Source organism: Ancylobacter crimeensis (assembly GCF_023016805.1).
In the GTDB taxonomy this organism is placed as follows: Bacteria; Pseudomonadota; Alphaproteobacteria; order Rhizobiales; family Xanthobacteraceae; genus Ancylobacter; species Ancylobacter crimeensis.
The window spans coordinates 55,391-79,941 of record NZ_JALKCH010000012.1; the positions used below are offsets into that span (position 1 = coordinate 55,391).

Annotated in this window: 17 protein-coding genes and 3 pseudogenes; 12 read left to right on the top strand and 8 right to left on the bottom strand. The window is 65.4% G+C overall.

The window, feature by feature from the left end; genetic code table 11:
• Positions 1 to 6: 6 nt before the first annotated feature.
• The 7 genes from MWN34_RS16695 (at position 7) to MWN34_RS16725 (ending at position 7,890) form a co-directional block, all read left to right on the top strand.
• A complete protein-coding gene (locus MWN34_RS16695) occupies positions 7 to 1,011 on the top strand; it encodes a DUF58 domain-containing protein (RefSeq protein WP_247030448.1) in 1,005 nt (334 codons plus the stop codon).
• Positions 1,011 to 1,460 (top strand): DUF4381 domain-containing protein, encoded by a 450-nt coding sequence (locus MWN34_RS16700; RefSeq protein ID WP_247030449.1) that lies wholly within the window; start codon positions 1,011 to 1,013, stop codon positions 1,458 to 1,460. The genes MWN34_RS16695 and MWN34_RS16700 overlap by 1 nt, the downstream gene beginning before the upstream one ends.
• Positions 1,461 to 1,462: 2 nt before the next feature.
• Complete coding sequence (locus MWN34_RS16705; protein WP_247030450.1) at positions 1,463 to 2,503, top strand: VWA domain-containing protein; 1,041 nt, start codon at positions 1,463 to 1,465, stop codon at positions 2,501 to 2,503.
• A complete protein-coding gene (locus tag MWN34_RS16710) occupies positions 2,500 to 3,411 on the top strand; it encodes a VWA domain-containing protein (RefSeq protein WP_247030451.1) in 912 nt (303 codons plus the stop codon). Before MWN34_RS16705 ends, MWN34_RS16710 begins: the two co-directional genes overlap by 4 nt.
• Positions 3,408 to 4,049 (top strand): tetratricopeptide repeat protein, encoded by a 642-nt coding sequence (locus MWN34_RS16715; protein ID WP_247030452.1) that lies wholly within the window; start codon positions 3,408 to 3,410, stop codon positions 4,047 to 4,049. The genes MWN34_RS16710 and MWN34_RS16715 overlap by 4 nt, the downstream gene beginning before the upstream one ends.
• Positions 4,046 to 5,299, top strand: coding sequence for a BatD family protein (locus MWN34_RS16720; RefSeq protein ID WP_247030453.1), 1,254 nt, complete (start codon positions 4,046 to 4,048; stop codon positions 5,297 to 5,299). Before MWN34_RS16715 ends, MWN34_RS16720 begins: the two co-directional genes overlap by 4 nt.
• Before the next feature lie 398 nt (positions 5,300 to 5,697).
• Complete coding sequence (locus MWN34_RS16725) at positions 5,698 to 7,890, top strand: hypothetical protein (RefSeq protein ID WP_247030454.1); 2,193 nt, start codon at positions 5,698 to 5,700, stop codon at positions 7,888 to 7,890.
• A 235-nt stretch (positions 7,891 to 8,125) separates the two neighbouring features.
• On the opposite strand, the pseudogene MWN34_RS16730 reads toward MWN34_RS16725, so the two are convergent.
• Positions 8,126 to 8,365, bottom strand: a pseudogene (locus MWN34_RS16730) (IS5/IS1182 family transposase); the annotation flags it as partial.
• Between MWN34_RS16730 and MWN34_RS16735 the strand changes: the two are divergent.
• Positions 8,351 to 9,282: pseudogene (locus MWN34_RS16735) on the top strand (hypothetical protein); the annotation flags it as partial. The pseudogenes MWN34_RS16730 and MWN34_RS16735 overlap by 15 nt on opposite strands.
• A 10-nt stretch (positions 9,283 to 9,292) precedes the next feature.
• Here MWN34_RS16735 and MWN34_RS16740 read toward each other — a convergent pair.
• Positions 9,293 to 10,192 carry an HNH endonuclease gene (locus MWN34_RS16740; RefSeq protein WP_247030455.1) on the bottom strand — a complete coding sequence of 300 codons (900 nt, stop codon included), beginning with the start codon at positions 10,190 to 10,192 and terminating at the stop codon, positions 9,293 to 9,295.
• A 173-nt stretch (positions 10,193 to 10,365) separates the two neighbouring features.
• On the opposite strand from MWN34_RS16740, the gene MWN34_RS16745 reads away from it, so the two are divergent.
• Complete coding sequence (locus MWN34_RS16745) at positions 10,366 to 11,487, top strand: Fic family protein (RefSeq protein WP_247030456.1); 1,122 nt, start codon at positions 10,366 to 10,368, stop codon at positions 11,485 to 11,487.
• A 129-nt stretch (positions 11,488 to 11,616) separates the two neighbouring features.
• On the opposite strand, the gene MWN34_RS16750 is transcribed toward MWN34_RS16745, so the two are convergent.
• From MWN34_RS16750 to MWN34_RS16765, 3 genes are read right to left on the bottom strand one after another with little or no spacing between them, the layout of a single operon-like run.
• A complete protein-coding gene (locus MWN34_RS16750) occupies positions 11,617 to 12,477 on the bottom strand; it encodes a plasmid partitioning protein RepB C-terminal domain-containing protein (RefSeq protein ID WP_247030457.1) in 861 nt (286 codons plus the stop codon).
• Between the two features lie 26 nt (positions 12,478 to 12,503).
• Positions 12,504 to 13,424, bottom strand: coding sequence for a plasmid partitioning protein RepB C-terminal domain-containing protein (locus MWN34_RS16755; protein ID WP_281503061.1), 921 nt, complete (start codon positions 13,422 to 13,424; stop codon positions 12,504 to 12,506).
• Positions 13,424 to 14,983 (bottom strand): recombinase family protein, encoded by a 1,560-nt coding sequence (locus tag MWN34_RS16765; RefSeq protein ID WP_281503062.1) that lies wholly within the window; start codon positions 14,981 to 14,983, stop codon positions 13,424 to 13,426. The genes MWN34_RS16755 and MWN34_RS16765 overlap by 1 nt, the downstream gene beginning before the upstream one ends.
• A 109-nt stretch (positions 14,984 to 15,092) precedes the next feature.
• Between MWN34_RS16765 and MWN34_RS16770 the strand changes: the two genes are divergently transcribed.
• Entirely contained in the window at positions 15,093 to 15,713 is a 621-nt protein-coding gene (locus MWN34_RS16770; protein ID WP_247030459.1) for an HTH domain-containing protein, read from the top strand.
• Between the two features lie 172 nt (positions 15,714 to 15,885).
• Here the strand turns inward: MWN34_RS16770 and MWN34_RS16775 are convergent.
• Positions 15,886 to 16,717, bottom strand: a pseudogene (locus MWN34_RS16775) (IS3 family transposase); the annotation flags it as partial.
• A 333-nt stretch (positions 16,718 to 17,050) separates the two neighbouring features.
• Positions 17,051 to 18,757: a site-specific integrase gene (locus tag MWN34_RS16780; protein ID WP_247030460.1), complete on the bottom strand. Its 1,707-nt coding sequence runs from the start codon at positions 18,755 to 18,757 to the stop codon at positions 17,051 to 17,053.
• 142 nt (positions 18,758 to 18,899) lie between these two features.
• On the opposite strand from MWN34_RS16780, the gene MWN34_RS16785 reads away from it, so the two are divergent.
• Positions 18,900 to 19,298 carry a hypothetical protein gene (locus MWN34_RS16785; RefSeq protein WP_247030461.1) on the top strand — a complete coding sequence of 133 codons (399 nt, stop codon included), beginning with the start codon at positions 18,900 to 18,902 and terminating at the stop codon, positions 19,296 to 19,298.
• A 98-nt stretch (positions 19,299 to 19,396) separates the two neighbouring features.
• Here MWN34_RS16785 and putA read toward each other — a convergent pair whose 3' ends face one another.
• The gene (gene putA / locus MWN34_RS16790; RefSeq protein ID WP_247030462.1) at positions 19,397 to 23,245 is read right to left on the bottom strand and encodes a trifunctional transcriptional regulator/proline dehydrogenase/L-glutamate gamma-semialdehyde dehydrogenase; all 3,849 of its coding nucleotides are present in this window, start codon (positions 23,243 to 23,245) and stop codon (positions 19,397 to 19,399) included.
• A gap of 221 nt (positions 23,246 to 23,466) precedes the next feature.
• Here putA and MWN34_RS16795 point away from each other — a divergent pair, with 221 nt between their 5' ends.
• The gene (locus MWN34_RS16795) at positions 23,467 to 24,495 is read left to right on the top strand and encodes an LLM class flavin-dependent oxidoreductase (protein WP_247030463.1); all 1,029 of its coding nucleotides are present in this window, start codon (positions 23,467 to 23,469) and stop codon (positions 24,493 to 24,495) included.
• Positions 24,496 to 24,551: the final 56 nt, after the last annotated feature.

Below are 24,551 nucleotides of genomic sequence, written 5' to 3' on the forward strand. Positions count from 1 at the left end.
GCGGCGATGGCACGGAACGCTCAGCGACCAGTCCATGCCCCAGAAGCCCGTACCTCTGACGCCCGCGCCTATGTCAGCCTCGACGAACTGTTGCGGCTGAACCATCGCGCCAAGGGCTTCAGCTTCCTGCCGAAGCAACCCGTCCATTCGCTGCTGGCCGGCCGGCACGCCTCGCGGCTGCGGGGGCGCGGGCTCGAATTCGAGGAGCTGCGCCACTATTACGAGGGCGACGACGTGCGCGCCATCGACTGGCGCGCCACCGCCCGGCTCGGCGAGCCGCAGCTCAGGGTCTATACTGAGGAGCGCGACCGGCCGGTGCTGCTCTTGGTAGACCAGCGGCTCGGCATGTTCTTCGGCAGCCGCCACGCGATGAAATCGGTGGTCGCGGCCGAGGCGGCGGCGCTGGCGGCGTGGCGAGTGACCTCGCTCGGCGACCGCATCGGCGGCATCGTCTTCTCCGAGAACGGTATTGACGAGATCCGCCCGCGCGCCCGCCAAGCCGCCATCGGCCCGCTGTTCGAGGCGCTGGTGCGCCATAACGGGGCGCTCAAAGCCGGCGATCCACGTCCCTCCGATCCGGCGCTGCTCAACGCCGCGGTGGCCAAGGTGCCCCAGTTGCTGCCGCATGACGGGCTGCTGACGCTGATCACCGACGCCGCCGGGGCGGATGCGCAGACGGTGCGGCTGGTGACGGAGATCACCGCCCATAACGACGTGCTCACCGTCTTCGTGTTCGATCCGCTCGAGGCCAAGCTGCCGGATATCGGCCGCATCGTCGCCACCGACGCCGGCCGGCAGGTCGAGGTCGACAGTTCCGCCCGCGATCTACGGCAGCGCTTCGCCGCAAGCTTCGTCGATCGCCGCGCGGCGATCGACGGCTTCTCCCGCAAGCGCGCCATTCCCGTGCTGCCGCTCTCGACCGCGCGCGACACCGCCGACCAGTTCCGCGAGTTGCTCGGCCGGCGGATGGCGCGGAAGGTTGCGGCGGGCCATCAGGCGAGGGCCGGGTGATGGAGGATGCGGCGGACCTTTCCCGTCTCGCCGACATCGCGGTGCCGCCGCCGGTGCCGTGGTGGCCTCCGGCGGCCGGCTGGTGGATGATCGCCGCCGCGCTGCTCGCGGCGCTCCTCATACTGATCGCGGCGGGGATCCGGCACTGGCGGCGCGACGCCTATCGCCGCGCGGCACTGGCCGAACTCTCGGGCCTCGGGTCGGGCGCCGATGCCGCAGCGATCTCGGACGTTCTGAAGCGCACCGCGCTGGCCGCCTATCCGCGCCAGACGGTAGCCTCCTTGACCGGCAGCGCCTGGCTGGCCTTCCTCGACCGCACCGGCGGCACCAATGATTTCACTGAGGCCGGCGGCTTCGCTGCGTCGGTCTCGGGCGTGCGGGCAAGCAGCGACAACGCGTTGCTCGCGGCGGGGCGGCGCTGGGTCAAGCGTCATCGGGTGGAGGGCTGACCATGCCGTCCCTCGCGCATCTATTCCCTGCCGATCTCTCCTTTGCTGATCTTTCCTTCGCCTTTCCCTGGCTGGCCGCACTGCTGCCGGCGCCCGTGCTGGTTTACTGGCTGCTGCCGGCGCATGAGACGCGGCGCCCGGCCGTCCGCGTGCCGTTCTTCGCCGCGCTGGCGCAGCTGTCGGGCGCACACACGCGCGAGGGGGCGGGCATCAGCCGGCGCGGCCTCGGGCGGATGATCGCGCTCGTCCTCTACTGGCTGCTCGTCCTCGCCGCGCTGATGCGCCCGCAATGGGTGCTGCCGCCGATCCATCAAGACCGGCCGGCGCGCGACCTGCTGCTCTTGGTCGACCTCTCCGCCTCGATGGACACGCAGGATTTCACAGACGCCTCCGGCAATAGGGTCAACCGGCTCGTCGCGGTGAAGCAGGTGCTCGAGGATTTCCTCGCCCGCCGGCAGGGCGACCGGGTCGGCGTCGCGGTGTTCGGCAATGCCCCCTTCGCGCTGGTGCCGTTCACCACCGATCTCGGCCTCGCTCGGCAATTGCTCGGCGAGATGCAGGTCGGCATGGCCGGGCCGCGTACCGCGTTCGGCGACGCCATCGGGCTCGGCATCAACCTGTTCGCCGCCTCGACGGTGCCGGCCAAGACCATCATCGCGCTGACCGACGGCAACGACACGGCGAGCCAGGTACCTCCCGCCGAGGCGGCGCGGGTGGCGCATGACAAGGGCATCGTTATCCACACCGTCGCGGTCGGCGATCCCGCCGCGGCCGGCGAGGAGAAGCTCGACGAAGCCGCGCTGAAGCAGGTCGCCGAGCTGACCGGCGGCGGCTTCTACCGCGCGCTCGACCGCGACCAGCTCGCGCAGATCTACACCCGGCTGGATCAAGTCGAGGCGCGCAAGGTCGACACCGTCTCGTTCCAGCCCAAGGTCGAACTGTTCTGGCTGCCGCTGGCGGCGCTCACGCTGCTGTCCATGCTGGTGCAGGCGCTGCGTCTCGTGCGCTTGCCGCGCCGGCGAGCGGCGGAGGCGGCGCCATGACCGACGCGCTCGCACATTTCCATTTCCTCCGTCCATGGTGGCTGCTGCTGATCCTGCCTGCGCTCGGCCTGTGGTGGCTGCAGCGCCGCGAGGCCGACACCACCGCGCGCTGGCGCATGGTGATCGATCCCGCCCTCCTGCGGCACCTGATCGTCGACGGCGAAGCGCGACGCTGGCTGAGCCCGGAGAACCTGCTGCTGGCGGGATGGATCGTCGGCATCCTCGCCGTCGCCGGCCCGACAGGACGGCAGGTGCCCTCGCCTTTCGCGCAGGCTGCGCGGCCTGCGATGTTCGTCCTCGAGGTCACCCCCTCCATGCAGGAGCGCGACCTCGCCCCGACCCGGCTCGACCGCGCCCGGCAGAAGATGGCGGACCTGTTGAAGCTGCGTGAGGGCGCCCCGACCGGTCTCGTCGCCTATGCCGGATCGGCGCATCTCGTCCTGCCGCCGACACCCGATGCCGCGGTGCTGACCAGCATGGCCGGTGCGCTCGCCCCCGACCTGATGCCGCGCCCGGGCGATGCGCTGGGCGACGCGGTCAAGCTTGCATCCGAAGCGCTGCAACGCGGGGGAGCGGGCGGCTCCATCCTCGTTTTCGCCGACTCCGCACCTGCTCTTTCCGACGGCTCGGCCGGCGCTCCGGTTACGCTCTACGCCATACTGCCGCCCGAGCGCGCCGCGACCGAACCGTCATTGCAAGCGGCGGCAACTACCCTCCACGCCGACCGGGTCGAGCTCAGCCTCGACGACAGGGACGTGTCGGCACTGGCCCATCGCCTCGCCAGCGCCGGCCCGCCGCCGCCCGCGTCCGGCGAAGGCGCCCGTTGGGAGGAGGCGGGATACTGGCTGACGCCGGTTCTGGCACTGCTGGCGCTCGTCTGGTTCCGCCGCGGATGGATGCTGGCATGAGCACCGTGCGCGCCTTCGCCCTGCTTGCTCTGGTGCTGGTCGCCGCGCTCGGCATCGGCGTCTGGCGCGTCGGGTGGGAGCGGCTATGGGCCAGTCCCGATCAGCGCGGGCGCTATTTCGCCGAGCGCGGTCGCTGGACAGATGCCGGGGCCGTCTTCGCGGATCCGCTATGGCGCGGCGTGGCGCAGTTCCGCGCCGACGACTTCAAGGCGGCGGAGGCGAACTTCGCCGGTATCGACACCGCCGAGGGCGCTTACAATCAGGCCAATGCGCTGGTGCTGCTCGGCAAATATGAGGACGCGGTGAAGCGCTACGCCCATGCGCTGGAGCTGCGACCGGGTTGGAAGGAGGCGCAGGCCAACCAGCATATCGCCGAGTTGCGCGCCGCGCGGCTGAAGTCGCCCGGCGCCGATGCTGGCGACCAGCGCGAGGGCGCCGACCAGATCGTCTACGACAAGGACGCCAGGAATCCCGAGGGCCAGGAGACGAAGGCCACCGGCGCACCGATGGACGATGCGGCCGCCCGCGCACTGTGGCTGAAGCGGGTGCACACCGAGCCAGCCGATTTCCTGCGGGCGCGCTTCACGTTTCAGCTGCAGCAGCAGGCGCCCGCCAGCAAACAGGGGAGTGCACCATGAGGCTGGCGATCGCGCTTCTCCTGCTGCTCATCGTCCCCGCCATGGCACAGGACGCTACCGCGCCGGACGTCGTGGTGCGCGAGGGGCTCGACCCGGCCTCGGGCGCGGTGGTCGGCCAGCATGTGACGCTGCACGTCGACGTGCTGTTCGCCAGCACCATGCCGAGGCCGCCGCGGGTGAGCGTGCCTGATGTGCCGGGCCTGCAGGTCATCCGTTTCGAGACGCAGGGCACCACCATGCGCGAGAGCATTGGCGGGAAGCCCTATGTCGGGCAGCGCTTCGACTTCGCGCTCTATGCCCGCCGCGGCGGCGCCTTCGACATCCCACCCGCCACGGTGACGCTGCTCGATAGTGCCGGCGGCGAGACCGGGCATGCCGCGGGACAGCCGCTCCGGCTGGATATCGGCGTGCCGCCCGGCATTGATGCCTCGAAACCCGTCGTCGCGACGCGCCGGCTGACGCTCGACCAGCAATGGCAGCCCATGCCGATCGGGCCGTTCAAGCCGGGCGACGCGGTGGTGCGCACCATCACCCGCAGCGCTGAGGACGTGCCCGGCCTCGCCATGCTCGATCTCGACCTCGCTGCGCCCGAGGGCGTGCGCGCCTATGCCGATCCGCCGGACATACGCGACAGCGTCGGCCGTGGGGTGGTCACCGGCCGCCGCGTCGACCGCGTCACTTATGTGTTCGAGCACGGCGGCGATTTCCGCCTGCCGGCGGTGGCGCAGCCCTGGTGGGACCTCGGCACGCACGCACTGAAGACGGCGGGAGTGGCAGAGACGAGCGTGCATGTGGATCCAGCCGCCGTGGCGACTACCGGCACCTCTCGCAGTTGGAACGTCCGCGGGCTCGCGGGGGCGGCGCTCGCAGTCGCCGGCCTTATCGTGCTGGCATTCCTCGGGCGGACGCTGCTGCGACATTTGCGGGCACGACGGGCCGAGCCGGAACGCGTTGCGTTCGCCGCTTTGCGTCATGCTTGCCGCGCCGGCGAGGTAAGCGAGCTTTATCGCCGCTTTGCCGTCTGGGCGGCTCTGCTGCCACCGGCGCAGCGCCGGGCCGCCGATGAGGAGGCCACGCCGCTGCGCGCGGCCCTGTTCGGCGGCCATGCCGCGCCATGGAGCAAGATCGACGCGAGCGAGCTGCTGGCACGCCTCGACGCCCTTCGTCGGCAGCGTCGCGCTGGCCGGCCGATTTCTGTCCTACCCCCTCTCAACCCGGCTTTGCCGGGCTCATCGTGGGCGGATGGATAGCAAGCCGAATCGCTCATGTCGAATGGAGCAGGGCGCGATAGATGGCACTGGCGCTTTGCTGCCGTTGAAGCGCGATCAGCAAGATGCTCGTTCAAGTGCGCTGAGGTGGAGGGAATCGAACCAGCGGGATGCGCCAGGAGCAGTCATTCGGCTCGGCGCCAACAGCGGTCATCAACCCTTCTCTCGAAGGGCGACATTGAACGTTAAAGCCTCTGGGTCAGGACCGGTGGCAGTTCCCAGAAATGATACGTTGAGATAGTCCGGCGGACGAGGTTCGGCCAAAGCTGGCCACGCTAGCCGGGACGCCCGATCCAGGCGTCGAATCCAGTGCCGGACGCGCTGGCGAATTCAAATCCGCGCGATAGAATCGGCTCTTCCATCCTGCACGCCGAGGCAAAGTGGCCGATACCAACGAAGAAGCCTCGAGCTTGTCTCAGAAAGTCCGGATCCTCGAGATCGCGGTCCATGACCTTTCGTCCGCCGCCATCCGGGCCGACCAGGTCGAGATCCTGGCGAGACTCGGCGTCTGGATGGCCTTGGGGATGCTGCCGTCGACTAGGACGCGGAAGGAAGAACCGCTCGACCTTTTCCATCTGGAGCTGGCCCAGGCCTATTGCCTGACCGCTCCCCGGCGCGTCGGCCAGACCGACGGGTCCGATCCGTTCGCCGATACGGCCCAGACCCTGTGCGACCTCGCCAAGCGGGCGGGTCACACCTTCATCGATCTGCACCGCGCCAAGGGCCTTGCATCCTCCAGCCCCGAGCGCGGCGAGCTGATCTGGCTCATGCAGGGCGCGACCTTGGCCGTGCGAAGCGCGCGCCACCTGCATCAGACCCAGGAGGCGACCCGCTGGATCGCCGGCCGCCTCGACCAGTCCTTCGCATCGACTCATGGCGTCTTCGCGTCCCAGGTCCTCGACACTGTCGACACGGTCGTCACCTTCGTCGAGGCGCGGTTCAAAGCGTTCCTCGACAAGCTCAAGACCTGGTTCCGCAAGTCGACGGCCACCGCGATGATCGAGGCGTTCGTCGCCGGTCTGCCGGACGCCGAGGCCGAGGCGATCCGCGAGGCGCATCCACGCGCCACTCGCTCCGCCAAGTCGGTCCATCGGGACCTCTTCGTCCGCAGCGAGGCAGAGTATGTCGCGCTGTTCAGCTTTTCGATTGACGACGTCTGTGCGGCCGGAGCGGACAAGGACCGGATGGCGGCGATCCTGGATCGCTTCGCCCATGCGTTCGGAGACCTCGGGATCGAGGACCTGAAACACGTCCATCTCGCCAATCCGGTGCGGGGGCGCCCCCTCATCCGCCTTGAGGCCAGTGCCTATTTCTGCTGCCTCCCCCAGGGACTCGCTGCGGACATGGTCGAAGGCCTCGGTCGTCTGTGCGCCGAGACCGCCCCCCTCAAGAAGCGGTTCGAAAAGGCCAAGGCCGACTGGCTCGAGCACAAGCTCCACTCGGTGGTCGTCGCGGCGTTTCCCAACGCGGACGTCCGGCACACCGTCAAGCGCAAGGATCACATTGACCATGAGGAGCGCGAAAGCGACGTGGTCGTTCTCATCGACAAGACGATCATCATCTTCGAGGCCAAGTCGGGCGGGATCGACCCGGCCGCCCTGCGCGGGGCCGCTAACAGCTTGAAGGGGGATCTGTCCAAACTCCTGGTCGAACCGTCCCGGCAATCGCTGCGCCTGAAGCAGCATATCGAATCCGCCGTCGCGCCCATCGCGTTGACGACTGCCAGCGGCCCCCTGGAGATCGATCCGAAATTCGTGCGCAACATTGTACGGGTGAACATCCTGTTCGACACCCTGGGTCCCTTGTCGGCGCACTGGCCCAAGCTGAAAGCCGCCGGCCTCATCCCCGTGGATGAGGACATGGCGCCGTCAATGAGCGTGTTCGAACTAGAGACCGTGTTCGAGGCGCTCACCCTTCAGAGCGAGCGTTGCCACTACCTCACCCGCCGCACGGAGATCGAGCGCAGCGCGCGCTATATAGCTGACGAACTCGACCTTCTCGCCTTCTATCTCGAGACGCAGTTCAACATCGGGGAGGCCGAGTTCAGCGCCCGCGACCTGACCCTCTACGGCAAGTCGCAGGCGGTCGCCGTCGGATACTCGGAGCGCCGCGCGGCGGGAACGCTTTCCTTCCCGATACCGCGCGTCGCGCCTTGGCGGGACGTGCTCGCAATGCTCGAAGAGCAACGGCCTGTCGGCTGGACCCGGTTCGCCCACCGCCTGCACTCCGTGCCTTATGACGCTCAGCGCGAGGTCGAGCGCGGCCTGCGCAGAGGATTTGCCCAAGTCGCACGGGCTCCGGGGCATTTCTTCACAACGGGCTACACTGTCGGCCCGGTCGACCGGCGCCATTGCCTGTCCATCCTGATCGGTGCACCGACCCAGCTCGATCAAGACCTCCGTTACGCCGCTGAAACTGCCTGCGAACAATCCGGCCAAGACGATGTCATGGTCCTCTACTGGCAGGTCCCACGCACGGAGAACGTTCTGGACTTCATCGGCGTGCTGCGACGGACGAATCTGTTCCAGGACGTTGCGCCGGGCAAGGCGTCCGTCAGCCGGATCGACCGTTGAGCGCCAGCCCTTGGCGAATCAGACACCCGGCGATGTAAGCAACGTGAGAGAGACCGTCGCGAGAAGATCGGCACGCGCCGGACACTGTCGCCGAGGGCCAAATCACGCCGCGCGGCCTGTTAAGGACCAACGTGCCGCGGTCCTTCGGCGTGTCCCGATTGACGCGTCGTTGCAGGCTTATTGGCCGACCACCCGAATACTTGCGTCGATCTGGCGCTCGATTATGGACCCGTTAGGCGAAGAAGGCATGTCCCTTCAGGGCTCCAGTCCATTGTGCCGCTGGATCGGACCTTGAGACGAACTTCGGCTTCACCTCGCTGGCCGCACCCCAGGCCGCCTCGTCGAGCGTGTCGAGATATTCCCGAACCGAGCGGCGGCTTTCGGCGAGGGCGTTCCACTCGACCTCTTCCGAGCCCTCCGCAGAGCGCTGCTTGTTCGCATCCGCCTTGATCAGGCTGGCATCAAACCCATTCCCAATCTCATCACCGAGCGCGACATCGCCACGGTCCGCGCCGACTGGGCCGGCGCCTGCGAGCAGATGCACAAGCACGGACTTGCCCGCGCCAGGGAAGTCCAACGTGTCGCGCGCATCCATCGCGATCCCTTCGAGCCGATCATGGTCGTGCTGGAAGCCGACAGTCCTGTGGGCGAGTACCGCAAGATCACCGAGGAGATCCTGCGGCTGATGCCGGACGAGAAGCGCTACCCGCGCGCCGCCGCTGAAGCCGTGAGGGCTTTCCTAATGCTCCGGCTCGGCCTGCATCTCGGGTTACGCCAGAAGAATCTGCGTCAGCTCCTTGTCTGTCCGCGCGGACACATTCCGAGCTCGGAACGTCGCCTTACGGAATTGAAGCGCGGTGAACTGCGCTGGAGCGAACGCGATCGAGGCTGGGAAGTGTTCATCCCCTCCGTCGCGTTCAAGAACGCGAATTCGTCCTTCTTCGGCAGCAAGCCGTTCCGGCTGATCCTACCGGACCTCGGCGGTCTCTACCACTATCTCGACGCCTATATCGACCGGCACCGGAGAGCACTGCTGAAGAATGCCGCCGATCCCGGCACGCTGTTCGTAAAGACGGTGAAACTCACCAGCAAGGACGCCGCATACGACCAGAACACCTTCTATGAGGCGTGGCGGCTCGCGATCCAGCGCTACGGCATCCACAACCCCTATACGGGTCGCGGCGCCATCAGGGGCTATTGCCTCATGGACCGCACAATGTCCGCGACGTGCTCGCCACCCATATCCTGAAGCAGACCGGCTCCTATGAGCAGGCGAGCTACGCCATCCAGGATACGCCCGATATGGTGGCCAAGCACTATGGGCGCTTCCTGCCGCAGGACAAGGCGGCGCTCGCCGCACAGATCCTCAATCGCGTCTGGGAGGCGGCGTAGCGGCACCGCTTCACTGTTTGAAGCAGTGTTCTCGGTGCCATTGCAGGAAGTGCGGATGTGGCCGCTCGAACGCCTTTTTTGGCGCGATGGCGCGGCCGCTCCGGTTGACGAAGGCCCGCACGCCATCGGGGTCGTTGGCCTGCCGGGAGATGAGGATCTCCAGATCATCCGAGAGGCTGATCAGACCGCGATCGAACATCCAGTGCGCAGTGCCCGACAATGCCAGGCCGTTGCTGATGATGTCGGGTCCGTTCGCTTCCACCGGTCGGATATGGGCCGCAGCGACCTCGGCCCGTCCTCCGCCATTGATCAGCTTGAGCCCGCTGATCGCACAGCGCTCGTCATAGGCGCGCAGCACCACCCGCCGGAAGATCCGATCCCGTACGATCCGCGATGAAAGGCTGCTGACGCGTTCCCGGGGTTGCTCGAATGTGAACGGTGCCTGCTCTTCATGAAAGCCGGCAATGGGCGCGTCATCGTCGACGCGCGGAAGCAACGGTTCGCTGTCATCCAGCCCGAGCCGGATGATGCGATAGAAATCGTCCGGCGAGAGCGCGCGCACGGCGGCCTGTGCGCGACCTGAAATCCGCCCCTCTTCATTCAGCACGCCACGCTCGATGACACCATCCGCATCGCTGAACGGCACCGGATGGACGAAATCGAGATAGCTGCCGGGCTTGATCAGCGCCAGATACATGCCGGGCGCCGTCGGATCGGGCACCACACGTTCAACCTTGGCGATCGCGAAATAGCCGCGTGTCTCTGCGATCTTCCGTGGCTCGTAATAAACGATCCAGTCGCCGACACAGGCCTCGACCCGCCCGAGATACTGTGGTGGAAACTGATATCGCTCCGCCGGACTGTCATCGTAGATCGAGTCCGAGCGGTGAATGAAGACGCCGAATCCCATGTCCCATCCTTGATCCGCGTCATCATATTGCGTTTTCGGCGCCAAGGAGGAGAAAGCTGCGCCCTTCGTTCCACAATGCACTTCGGCCCCGTAGGCCATGTGAGCGATAGGACGACTTTCTATAAATCATATATCTGCTAATATGCGAGCTATAGAGGAGGACTCTATCGCTCATGGCATGGAATTGGACGCAGCCCCATTGGCCGCACTTTACCTATGATCCAGCCGCCCTTGAGTCGCTGGAGCGGCACTTCCTGCTGCTCTCCGGTGAGGTGATCGGCGCGGTCCGGCATGTAGGTGACGATGATCGCGACATGCTGCGGATCGAGCTTCTCAGCGAGGAGGCGGTCAAGACCAGTGCGATCGAGGGCGAGGCCCTGGATCGCATGAGTGTGCAATCCTCCCTGCGCCGGCAATTCGGCCTCGACACCGACAATCGCACCGTGAAGCCGAAGGAGCGCGGCATCGCGCAGATGATGGCTGATCTGTACCGGAGTTGGGCGAATCCGCTGGACGACGATACCCTGTTCCGCTGGCACAGCATGTTGATGGCGGACAGCCGGCATCTGGAGACGATCGGCGGGTACCGCCATCATGAAGATGCGATGCAGATCGTATCCGGCCGCTACGATCGACCGAGAGTGCATTTCGAGGCGCCACCCTCCTCCCGTGTTCCCGAGGAGATGACCGCCTATCTCGACTGGTTCAACCGCTCGGCACCGAACGGTGGCACGCCGCTGCCCGCCCTCACTCGGGCCGGAATCGGGCATCTTTATTTCGAGAGCATCCACCCCTTCGAGGACGGCAACGGCCGGATTGGTCGCGCCGTCGCGGAAAAGTCCCTCGCGCAGAACATCGGCCAACCGACGCTGATCGCACTCGCCCATACCATCGAGCAGCACCGCAAGGCCTATTATGAACAGCTCGAGGTCCACCAGCGGACACTCGATATCACGGGGTGGCTGGCCTACTTCGCCGAGACGATCATCACAGCCCAGCGGACGACACTGGGCCGCGTCGCCTTCCACATCGCCAAGACGCACTTTTACGATCGCTTCCACGACAAAATGAACGACCGCCAGGAGAAGGTGATCGCCCGGCTATTCCGTGAAGGCCCCGGCGGATTCACGGGTGGCCTGAGCGCGGAGAACTACATCGCGATCACCGGCACTTCTCGTCCGACCGCCACGCGTGACCTGCACGATCTGGTCGAGAAAGGCGCCCTGACGCGAACCGGCGAGCGCCGATATACGCGCTATCGTCTGAGCCTGAGCGACATGGCTGGAAAGTCCTGAGTTTGTGGACGGACGGAACAACAAGCAACGTCCGACCATTGCCTTGGACACACTGTGTATCATCTGGAGCAATCAACCAGTACAGGTTCGAGATAAACGTCGTGATCGCGTCCGGTTTTCACAATCTCTTCATTCCCTTCCCGGCGTCCGCGCATCGGCGCCGACAGCCTCCATAACCGTGGCAAGCTCACCGGTCAGATCCTGATGATAGCGGTTCAGATACCCCGATATCGCGTTGTTACGCAGCAGGCGGGCGACGAAGCCCTTCGCGACCACCAGCACCAGAAGCGTCTCGCCGAGCGTATCCTCGACCGCCTTGTAGTCCAGATAGAGCTTCTCCATCTGCCGCTCCATCCGGGCAATATCCTCCGGCGTCGCGTCGAGCTGGCGAGGCTTCTTCACTTCGATGAGCATGTCGGGCCGGGAGGCGGCAAGGATCATCTTCGCATAGGGCACGTTCAGCCGGCTGGCGGAAATCATCATCTCGGCCGCATCGATCTGGCGCAGCGGCTTCATCTTGCGCAGGATGGCGAACACGCCCCGGCTGACCATGCGGTCCTTCAGCAGTTCCACCGCTTCGGGCACGACGCCGTCGAGCAGCCGCTCGCGCTCCCGGATACGCTCGACATTGACGCTGAGCGTCTGGGCGATCCGTTCGGGCGGCACGCCCTTGCGGATCGCCTGCAGGATCATCTTGTGCTCCTGGATCGCGCTGAGACGGTTGATTTGACGGTTATAGGTGAAGCCCTCATCGTCGGTGGCGACGAGGCAGACCGCCTCCGTCGCCTCGAGCGCCTTCAACGCCTCCAGGCGCAGATGCCCGTCCAGCAGGATATAGCCCTTGCCGCCAGCGGGCTCGGGGTGGACGGCGAGCGGCTCGATGATGCCGACCTCCTGGATCGAGGCGAGGATCGTCCGGAATTTCGGCGTATCGCGGATATCCTTCGCCAAAGTGCGGGTCGGCAGAATGTCGCCGATCGCGACCCTCATCGTCTTCTTTTGAAAGGCGTGTCGCGTCACGGCAGCACCTCCCCGCCGATCCGGTCTGCGAGCGGCTTCGGAATATCGCCGACGCTCTCAGCCCGCAGGAGGGTACGGAAATGCTCATCCGCGAGCATCCTTCTCAGCGCCGTCACGACGAACAGAAGCCGTTGTTCGGCGACCTCAGACTTGCGAACCACGAGCTGCTGCCGTCGGACCTCGGCCTGGAAGGTCTGTGCCAGCTTGCTCGCGGTGAGCGGCTGCTCACCCTTGCGCTTCCAAGAGCCGTAGGTCTTGCCGAGCGCCTGGCGCCGATCGATCAGCCGGCGAACCTTGAGAAGCTGCTCGCCGCGCAGGAGGCCGGTCTCATAGGCCTCCATCATGGCAATCTGCAGCTCGCCCGGGGCCGCCTTGGCGATATCGGTGGCCAGCGAGAGCGGCAGCCAGCCTTTCTCGACCGCACCGATCAGGCGTTCCTCGCCAGCCTTCAGCAGTTGTATGATGCAGGAGATGTATCCGGCATCGAGGCCGGTCTTGCGGGCGATTTCGGCCGGACCATAACCGCGATCCTCGAGCACGCGCACGGCCGTGAGCAGATCCCGGTTGGAGTGCTTCCGACGCGCCAGGTTTTCCACGAGGCTCATCAGATAGAGCTCGGTTTCCGACGCCCGGACGACGAGAGCGGGTATCTGCGTCTCCCCCAGGGCCTTGAAGGCTTCCAGCCGGCCCTGTCCGCAGATGAGATCGTATCCCGGCTCGCTGCCTTCGCGCCGGCCCTCCGTGACGGTGATCGGCCGCTTGAGGCCGACTGTGGCGATGCTCTCGACGATTCCGGCGAAGATCTTCGGACTCCGCGCCCGCGGATTGACGACGCGGACATTGTCGACCGGGATTGACCGGATCTCCTGTACGCCACCGACATGGTGAGGAACGTGTTCCTTCCGGTCTCGGGCCATTACGCCACCTCCGCAAGAGGAACACGGCGCATCAGCTCGTAAAGCGCCTCAAGCGTCGCGAAACGAAACGTATCGAGACCCGCCTCATTCCGCTCGGCGAGGCGGAGACGCGCGGCCATGCCGTCGAGCGACGGCAGCAGATAGTAATCGCGGACGGCTTCCTCGCCCGGCTCCATGCGCACCGCGATGGTGATGTCGGGCGGCGCTGTTCCATCGAGATGGATCAGCCAGCGAAGCGATCCCGCCGCCGTTTGCGTGCAGCGGCACAGCAGCAGCGATGCGGTGACCTCCTCATTGATGGTGAGAATCCCCGTTTCGGGATCGACGGCAACGGAGGCACCCGCCGCCCGCAGCGCCGCCAGCACCTCGTCGACCACCGTCGGATTGAGCAGCCGAAGCCGGCGGTTGCTCTCCACATAGGCGAAGTCGCGATCCGGCGCGTATCCCACCAGCGAATAGGTTCGCAGCAGGCTGCCGAACCGACTGCGATAAGCACTGCTCGACGGACAGCCAGACGCCTCGTCGATCATCAGGCCGGAGAGATAGCCGTGCTCGGCGAGCAGGCGCCGCAGCACATCCAGCATATCGGCGTCGGAAAGCCTCGCCGACCTGCCGCGGATGATCGCCTGCGCTGCGTCGAACAGAAGGCGATCAACAATGGGCAGGAAGGCGCCCTCCGCTCTGATCCACATGGACGGCTCGTTGCGGGTCCGCTTCCGCTTCAAGGCCGCAGTGCCGCGGTTCCAGACATTGTTGCCGATATACTTCTCGTTGATCAGCACCTGATGGACCGTTCCGCGTGTCCAGGTGCGACCGAGATCCGTCCGGATGCCGTCCGCGTTCAGCATGGCGGCGACCTCGCCTTCGTTGCGGCCGTCCTCGACGAAGCTCCGATAGATGCGCCGCACTACCTCCACCTCATCCTGGGGGCCGGGGACGAGAACCACCCGATCGGTCTGGATGCTCTTGTGCTCGAGGCGCGCGAGCAGCGCCTTGCTGCGGCCGGCCTCATCGACGAGCTGCCGCCTCAGGCCGAAGCCGGCGGGACCACCCTGGCGAAAGCCCAACCTGATCAAACGGCACTGACCGGCGAAGACCTTGACCGACAGGTCACGGCTGTATTCACCGGCCATCTTGCGCTTCAGCATCTTCTGGATGTCGGAGCCGAGACTGCCGTCGTTGTCGAAGGGCTCGGCGCAGTACTCGACCCGCACGCCGGCGCGGCGGCAGAGATATTCGTAATAGGCGCTCTCGTCGGCGTCCTGAAAACGCCCCCACCGGCTGATGTCGTAGACGAGCACGATCTCGAAATCGGCGTGTCCGCCGGTGACGTCGGCGATCAGCTTCTGCAGGCCGGCGCGGCCATCGATGTTGAGGCCGCTCTTGCCCTCATCGGCATAGGTCCTGACGATCGTGCAGTTGTGGCGGGCCGCATAGTCACGGATGGCATCCGCCTGGTTCTCCGTCGAATAGCGCTGATGCTCGGTCGACATCCGCACGTACTGCGCGGCCCGAATCTGGGGAAGATCGGAAGAAGTCTCGTCGCGCGACTCTGTCATTGGCGGTCAATACCCGTCTTACCGGCGCGCCAAGCAATCGACCGTTGTGTTGACGTTCCTACGCCGGAAATCCTCTGCTTCTCTCAGTGTATCTCCACGGAGAAGAAGCATGTTGCAGAAGAAGGGCAGATCATTGCCGCCGGGATCGGAGGGAGACGGCCCGCCCCGACGCTATGCCGAGATCGTCTCTCTCGCATTGAAGACGGAGCTCGACGACAGCCGCCGGACGATCAAGACGGTTCAGCGCTGGACGAGGGCCAGTGAACGCACGGTCAAGAACTGGATTGCCGGCACCTGCGGCCCGGATGGAGATCATCTCATCGCGATGCTCATCCACTCCGATACGATGCTGCACATGCTTCTGCTCGCCAGCCGGCGGTTCGATATTGTTGAGATGTTGATGAATCGCTCGGGATCGAGCGCCGACGAGCACTCGGGAAAGCGGCCAGAGGATCGGAGTCCGCGTCGGAAAACCTCACTCCACCATTACCCTGGTCCCGACCCTATTGACGACCCTGAACTTGACCCTGATGAAGCGTTCGTTCCGAACGAGCGGCAACGCTGGTTCCTTGCCGAGCTCGCCAGCGGCAGGCGGGTCTCGGCCCGAGAGTTGCTGTCCCGGTTCGGCATCTCCGAGAAGACGGCCAAACGGGACATAGCCGGGCTAAAGGCAAATGCGTCGATTTCATTTACGGGGTCGAGGCGGAAAGGACGATATCGGCTACGGTGACCGCATGCGTAAATTGCGGCGCCTAGAACATTTTCCGATCAGGTTGCATCATATCCTGCGGCATTGAAGTAGTTGCGGCATTCGGCTGGCTCGAAAATGTCGATAAGTTGTTGATTTCCGCTGAGATCTGACCCGGCAGGAGCGGATTTTTCCATCGAGAAGTGACCCATGTTTTACCGCGGCGCCAGATCGCCATGATGAGGGCATCGGCGACGAGTTGTGCCGTCATCTCCGCCTTCATTGCCCAGCCGACGACACGTCGTGAGAACAGGTCGACGACGGCGGCAACGTAGAGCCAGCCCGCCGCAGTCCAGATGTAGGTGAAGTCCGCCACCCATTTCTGGTTGGAGCCGAGGCCTCGAAGGCGCGGTCGAGCAGTTTGTCCAACGCGGCGGCCCGCACGCCGACATCCTTCGGCAGACGACGGCGCGGCCGAGCCCGCAATCCATGCTCCCGCATGATCCGTTCGACTCGATGCAGGCCGCAGGAGAGCCCTTCCGCCAGCATATCGTGCCAGACGCGTCGTGCGCCATAGGTTCGATCGCTGCTCTTGAAGCTGCGGTCGATCACCGTCGCGAGCACGTCATCGTGCCGGGCATGCGCACTCGGGCTGCGGTTGAGCCAGGCATGAAAGCCTGATCGGGAGACATCCAAAGCGTTGCATAGCCAAGCCAACGGCCAGATGCTCCGGTGCTTCGCGATGAAGGCGAACCTCATGTCGCTTCCATGGCGAAGAAGGCTGCGGCCTTTTTTAGGATGTCGCGCTCCGCTTTCAGCTTGGCCAATTCCCTGCGCAGCCGGTCAATCTCAAGCTGCTCGGGCTTCATCTGACCTTGTCCGGGAAAGGCATGCTGAGGATCAATCTTCGCCTCGCGGATCCATTTACGCAGCACGTTCTCGTGGACATCCAGGTCGCGGACAGCCTGCGCAACGGCAACGCCCCGATCCTTCACTAACCTCATAGCCTCAAGCTTGAACGCGCGGCTGAACCTCCGTCGTTGCATTCCCGCTCTCCAGTCCCGTTGAATACCTTATCTCGGTGTCCACGAAACCGGCAACAGGCCAATCAGGTCATTGTGAATCAAGGTAACGGCCTGTTTTACAGCCGGGACGTGCAGTGCGGTCGAGCGGCCGACCAAGACGCCGGAATCGGTCGGGATCGGCCCATAGCTTCCGAAGTCCATCAGAGTGAGGGCTTTCAGCTCACGCGAGCCGAAAGACCTCTTCACAAAATTGATTGCCGTCTCAAACACACGATGCTCGCGTCAATATTTAACTTGACGAGAATCGTCTCATACCGCGAATCGCGGATCAACAAAAAGTGAATGATCGTTCACTCACATAAAAGATTTCAGGTCGAGCCCGTCGTAATGCAGGCGCTCGACAGCTTCCTTGAGGGCTTCCACAGACACGCCGTGCACGTAAACCGCGCCGGCGGTGTTATCGCTATGCCCGCAAAGCTGATCCATCACGCCACGCTCAACGCCGGCCATTGAAAGGCCGGTCTTGAAGGTATGGCGGAAGCTGTAGAAGTCCTTGCGCGGATCGGCGATGCCGGCGTTTTTCTTATAGGTGACGTTGAACCGCCGGGGGATGAAGCGCGGGAAATAGTGGTTGAGCACGGTCTTGCTTTTGGCCGTGGCCTCGGCTTTCGCCGTCATCCCGTCCTCATACCATTTCGGAAAGAGGTGCGTTTCCTTGGTCTGGCGCAGGCGCTCCACATATTGCTCAAAGCCGAGGGCGATCAGGGTGGAATGCACCGGCACGATGCGCCGGCTTCCCTCGGTCTTGGTTTCTTCCTCTACCGTCAGGCAGAGCACGCCGCGCTGATGGATGACGGAATCAAGCCGCATTTGCGCGCTTTCGGATGGGCGCAGGCCGGCAAAGAGGCCGATAAGCATCGCCCATTGCGTCTCACCAAGCCGGCCGGTCGGGGCAAACAGGCGAGGGGCAAAGAGCTTTGTCAGGTCGCCGGGGTTGAAGTGCACACGTGGCGGCGCCTTCACCTTGCCGCCCGTGATCTCGGCACGCACGCCGGTCGCCGGGTTGTCGGGGATAATGTCCTGCCGCATGGCCCAATTCAGAAGGCCCGTCAGCCGCATCAGGGTCTTGTCGTTGATGGTCTTTGGGTCGAGGCAGTCATAGGGTTGTGCGCGCTTCTTGTTCGCCTCGATGGCTTCCGGCAGTGTCATGTCCTTAAAGCGTTTGGTCGCGCTTGAGGGCGTTTCAAGCAGGCGGTCCTTGAAGCGCTGAACGTGGCGTCGGGTGATCTCGTAAACGGCCGGCACAGGGTCAACCAATTCCTCGAACTGGCGCGCCATCACCTCATATTCCCGCGCCGTAGCCGGGGAGGGCTGGCGCTCACGTATCAGGCGCGGCACCAGCTCGCTAAGCGTCTTCGTTGAATCTGCTGAAAGGATGCGTGCCGATGTCGCCTTGTCCGGTGCAGGTTGCGCTGGCTGGGCAATGAGGTTGGCCGGTATTGGCGGATCGGGTTCCCCCTCGTCACGCGACATCTCAGTGTCGATTGCAACCAGCTCGGCTTGAGCGAGCAACCGAAGGGTTGCACCTTCATTCTTGAGATTGCCCGTAGCGCGCGCATGGTCGAGCGCGAAGGCAAGGGAGGCTGGCAGGATGGCCGGACGCTTCCCGGCGACAATCTGCCGAAGCTGGTCGATATGATCGTGGTCGGGATAGCCGAGGCCAGCCAGCGGATGCCCGCTATTGCGTACTTCGTCGTCGAGCTTGAGCCGGGATTGCAGGAATGGAGCGGCGATCTCGACAGGCTCAAGCTGCCGTCGCGGGGAGGGCTTCGGCCGATAGGTCGGCTTTTGCTGCGTGCCGAGCTGCCGCTTGGCGATGGCGATTTCCTCTTTCATCCCGGCGATGGCGGCGGGGAGGCGGTCGAGTGCCGCAGTCCGATCCGCGCCGAGGGGCGCTACAAATTCCTTCCTGCCGAGGATGGGTTGAAGCGCCTTATGGATCGAAAGCCGGGCGTAATATCGTCCGTCCTTGAACTGCAAATTCCGCGTCTTGCTCGCCATGGCGCTTCCAAAATTCCGGGAGAAATTCCGGGAGAAGCTAAGGGAGAAACCTCGTGAGTGCAAGGTTTTGCGGAGATTTCAAAGACTTGCGGAACGATGGGTTTTGATCCCGTCGTCCGCACCACTTTTCCTGGAGAGCATCATGAAGCGTCGCCTGGCCGTGTCTGTCTGCGGGTTGCTGGTGGGACTGGGTGTCGTCCGGGTGTGGGCCGGAGATATTTATGCGACCCAGCAGCCGGCGGATGAGGGCGTCAAGCAGATCGTCCTCGGTGAGCTGAGGAAATATTCCGATGATCCCACCGCCGTGCACAACGCGGAAATCTCGGGCGTGGTCACGCTGGATGCGGCGAACCATATCAGGGCGGTCTGCGTCAGGTTCGACACGAAAGGCAGGGACGGCGCGGAGGCCAAAGGCGTGCTGGTGTCGGTCAAGATGCAGAACAGCTACACCGTCGGCTTCATGGAGAACGCTGCGGGCTGTCGCAATGCGGCGCTGAACTTCGCTCCCTTCCCGGAGGCCGACACACTGCCGCCGAAGTGAAACCGGCGTCCCCGGACGCTCTCTTTGGCGTCTGGCGGTCTGTCGGGGGCAGAGCAAGCGGGGGCGGCGTCGATACGGCCATCCCCGCCTGTTCCGTTTCAGCCGATCGACATCAGGCTCGCATTGCCGCCGGCAGCGGCGGTGTTGGTGCTGATCGAGCGCTCCAGCACCAGAAGGTCGAGCGGCGGGTACTCGCCGGCCTCGAACTCCGCCGGCGAGGCGCCATGCACCAACACGATGGCGCCTGCGCGCGTGGCGATCTCCTCGTTGAGCGCCTTCAAGGCATCGCCGTCGCCCTCGAACAGCACGGCGTCGAAATGCGCGGTGGTGCGATCGCTCGCCGTCCCGGTCACCACGCGAAGCCCCGCCGGAATCTGCTCGGCATAAACCGGCGGCAGCAGCACCCGGTTACCGGTGGCGAGTGCCGCGGTGACCTGAAGTGCGAAGCCGAGCGGGCTCGCCGGCAGGCAGAGCACGGTGCCTCGCCCCTCCAGCGCATAGACGTTCCGCTCGCCGACCGGGCCGGGCAGCTCGACCTGCGCGCCATGGCGGGCGGCGTCCAGCAGCGCCGCGCAACGCAGGCGGATCGGCTCTTCTTTCAGGCTTTCGACGAACAGCCGGGCCGGCTCCGGCACGAGGGACTTGCCTGTCAGCGGCAGGTTCGCGAGCGGCAGGTCCGCCGGCCGGGTCGCCAGCAGGCGCTGCAGATAGAGCGGGCCGCCCGCCTTGGGTCCGGTGCCGGAAAGTCCGTGCCCGCCGAAGGGTTGCACGCCGACCACCGCGCCGATGATGTTGCGGTTCACGTACAGGTTGCCGGCCTCAATCCGCTCCGTCACATGGGCGATGGTCTCGTCGATGCGGGTGTGCAGCCCGAAGGTGAGACCGTAGCCGGTGCCGTTGATGGCCTCGATCAGCCGGTCGAGCCGATCGCGACGGTAGCGCAGCACATGAAGCACCGGGCCGAACACCTCGCGCTTCAGGCTGGCTATATCGTCGATCTCGACCAGGGTCGGGGGTACGAAGGTGCCGGTGCGGCACTCCTCCGGCACGGCAAGCTGGTGCACCGGTCGGCCGGCCTCTCGCATGCGGGCGATGTGCGCCTCGATGATGCCCTGCGCCTCGGCGGTGATCACGGGCCCGACATCCGTCGAGAGCTTCGCGGGGTCGCCCAGGGCGATCTCATCCAGCGCGCCCTTCAGCATGGTCAGCACGCGATCGGCGACGTCTTCCTGCAGGCAGAGTACGCGCAGCGCGGAGCAGCGCTGGCCGGCCGAATCGAAGGCGGAAGCGATGACGTCGCCAACCACCTGCTCGGCGAGGGCGGAGGAATCCACGATCATCGCGTTCTGGCCGCCGGTTTCGGCGATGAGCGGAATGATCCGGCCTTCCGGGCTCAGGCGGCCGGCAAGCTGCTTCTGGATGAGGCGGGCGACCTCGGTGGAGCCGGTGAACATCACCCCCCGCGTGCGCTCGTCCGCCACCAGCGCGGCGCCGGCATCGCCCGCCCCCGGCAGAAGCTGCACCACGCCGGCCGGAATGCCGGCCTCGCGCAGGATCTGGACTGCGGCATGGGCGATGAGGGGGGTTTCCTCGGCGGGCTTCGCCAGCACCACATTGCCGGCGGCCAGCGCCGCGGCGACCTGGCCCGAGAAGATGGCGAGCGGGAAGTTCCAGGGGCTGATGCACACCACCGGGCCGAGCGGTCGGTGGGTGTCGTTGGAGAAGCGGCTGGCGACCTCTGCTCCATAATAACGCAGGAAATCAACGGCTTCGCGCACCTCGCCGATGGCGTTGGGAATGGACTTTCCGGCCTCGCGCACCGCGAGCGCGATCAACGCCGGCATGCGGGCTTCCATCAGGTCGGCGGCGCGGGCAAGTCCGGCGGCTCGCTCCGCCGGGGGGGTGGATTGCCAGATGGGCGCGGCGGAGAGCGCCTGTTCCATGGCGCGGGCGACGATCTCCGGCGTCGCGTCCTCGACGATGCCGACGGTTTCTCGCCGGTCCGCCGGGTTCGTTATCGGCCGGGCGACGCCTTCCGCCACGCCGTCGCCGAGCAGTGGTGCGGCATGGAGCGAGGTGGCGGCGGCGGCGAGCAGGGCGCCGGAGAGCGAGGCGAGGCGCTGCTCGTTGGAGAGGTCGAGGCCCGCGGAATTGCGCCGCGCCTCGCCGAACAGCCGGTCGGGCAGGGCGATGGCGGGGTGGGGCGAGCCGACCGGCTGGATGGCGCGCGCCACCGCCACCGGATCGGCCACCAGCTCGTCGATCGGCACGCCGGGATCGGCGATGCGGTTGACGAAGGAGGAGTTCGCACCGTTTTCCAGCAGGCGGCGCACCAGATAGGCCAGCAGCGTTTCATGCGTGCCGACAGGGGCATAGACCCGGCAGGGCCGGTTCAGTCGATCCTTGCCGACCACCTCCTCATAGAGCGGCTCGCCCATGCCATGCAGGCACTGGAACTCGTATTGGCCGGCATAATAGTTCGGCCCTGCCATCTCCATGATGGAGGACAGGGTCTGCGCGTTGTGGGTGGCGAATTGCGGGAAGATGGCGTCCGGCGCCGCCAGCAGCTTGCGGGCGCAGGCGAGGTAGGAGACGTCGGTGTGCACCTTGCGGGTATAGACCGGGAAGCCTTCCAGCCCGTCGATCTGCGCGCGCTTGATCTCGCTGTCCCAATAGGCGCCCTTCACCAGCCGCACCATCAGGCGGCGACCGCTGCGGCGGGCGAGATCGACAAGGAAATCAACGACGAAGGGGCAGCGCTTCTGGTAGCCCTGGATCACGAAGCCGATGCCGTTCCAGCCCGCCAGCGTCTCGTCGAAGCACAGCGCCTCCAGCAGGTCGAGCGAGAGCTCCAGCCGGTCGGCCTCCTCCGCGTCGATGTTGAGGCCGATGTCGTAGTGCTTCGCAAGGCGGGCGAGGGAGGCGACGCGGGGCAGCAACTCGTTGATAACGCGCTCATATTTGGCGCGGGCATAGCGCGGGTGCAGCGCCGAGAGCTTGATCGAGATGCCGGGGCCCTCATAGATGCCGCGCTTGCCGGATGCCTTGCCGATGGCGTGGATGGCCTGCTCGTAATCGGCATAATAGCGGGCGGCGTCGGCGCTCGTGGTCGCGGCCTCGCCCAGCATGTCGTAGGAATAGCGGAAGCCCTTGGCCTCCATCTTGCGGGAGTTGGCGAGCGCTTCCGAGATGGTCTGCCCGGTCACGAACTGCTCGCCCATCATTCGCATGGCGAGGTCGACGCCCTTGCGGATCAGCGGCTCGCCGCCGCGACCGATGAGTCGCGTGAGAGCGACAGTCAGTCCAGATTCGCTGGTCGTCGAGGTCAGCTTGCCGGTGACCAGCAGGCCCCAGGTCGCGGCGTTGACGAACAGCGAGGGGCTGTGGCCGAGATGGGCCTGCCAGTCGCCCACCCCGATCTTGTCGCGGATCAGGGCGTCGCGGGTGGCGCGATCCGGGATGCGGAGCAGGGCCTCGGCGAGGCACATCAGCGCCACGCCTTCCTGGCTGGAGAGCGAATATTCGTGGATCAGCCCTTCCACCGCGCCCTTCTGGCCCTTGTCGCGCAGGGTCTGCACGAGGGCGGCGGCGCGGGCCTTCACCCGGGCGGCCTCATCCGCGTTCAGCGCGGCTTCGGAAAGAAGCAGGGGAACGCAATCCGGTTCCGGCGTGCGGTAGGCCGATGTGATGCGGGCGCGCAGCACGGTCTGAGGCAGGACACCGGTGGCGAAGGGAAGGAAGCGATTGGCCGTGTCGGCAAGGAGAGGTGCAACCTCGTCACCCGAGGTTTCTCCCGCCGAGGTCTCGCCGGTTTCCAGACGGTCAAGCGTGTCGAGCAACGCCTGCTTGACGATGGAATGAGCGGTCCGGCCATGGGTTTCTGCCACGGTCTTGAGACGCGCCCGCAAATCTTCGTCGATCTTCACGCCAATGGTGGTGGTCGCCATGTCCCGCTCCCGCTTTGCCGTCCCGAATGCGTTTTCCTAGCATGGGTGCAACCCGGTGTCATCGAAGGTGCAACCTTTCGTGCGGAAAAATGTAAGGAGAGGTGCAACCCGATGAAGACCGGTTGTCCGTCGTATTCTATCGTGCGCGACCCTTGCGGGCGAAAAGCCGGCGCCCCACCTCCCTGACCATGAACGCACATTCACGCCCACAAGGCTCCGCCGTGCCGCTGTCGGTCCTCGACCTGTCCTTCGTCGCCTCCGGCCACAGCGGGCCGGACGCGCTGAGAGGCACGCTCGACCTTGCCGCGCATGTGGATGCGCTCGGCTATGCCCGCTTCTGGGTCGCCGAGCATCATAACCTGCCCTCGGTCGCCTCCGGTGCTCCGGACATCATGGCGGGACAGATTCTCGCGCGTACGCAGCGCATCCGGGTCGGCTCCGGCGGGGTGATGCTGCCGAACCATGCGCCGCTGATGGTTGCAGAGCGGTTCAAGGTGCTTGAGGCACTCTACCCGGACCGCGTGGATCTCGGCCTCGGCCGGGCGCCCGGCACCGATCACCTCACCTCCATCGCCTTGCGGCGGCGCCAGAATGTCGAGCCCGAGGACGATTTCCTCGATCGGCTCCGCGAACTCATGGCCTATGACGAGCACACCTTCCCGAGCGACCATCCCTTCCGCAACATCGGGGTGATGCCGGTGGATGTGGAACTGCCGCCGATCTGGCTGCTGGGCTCCAGCGGCTACAGCGCGCGTCTGGCGGCGCAGATCGGGGTGGGATTCGCCTTCGCCCACCACTTCGCCACCCATGACGTGTTGGACGCCATGCTGAGCTATCGCTCCGGCTTCCAGCCCCATCAGGGCCGGCTCATGAAGCCGCATGCGATATTGGCGCTTTCGGTGGTCTGCGCGGACACCGATGCGGAGGCGGAGTATCTCGCGGGCTCCATCGACCTGTCGCATCTCAACCGGCAGCGCGGCGTCTTCGCCCCGATCCCGACGCCGGAGGAGGCGGCCGCCTACCCCTACACCGAGGCCGACCGCCGCTTCCTCGACCGCAACCGCGACCGGGTTCTGGTCGGCGGCCCGGAAAAGGTGGCGGAGGGGCTCAACCGCTTTCTCGCCACCACGCTGGCAGACGAGTTGATGATCGCGACCCCGGTTCACGACCTCGCGGCCAAGAAGCGCTCCTACGACCTGCTGGCGCAGATGCGCGACTCGCTGGTCTCGGGCGTGCCGGTCTCCGGCTAGAGCCATTCATCGTTTCACGGAATCGATGAATGGTTCTAAGCTATTGATAGAACGAA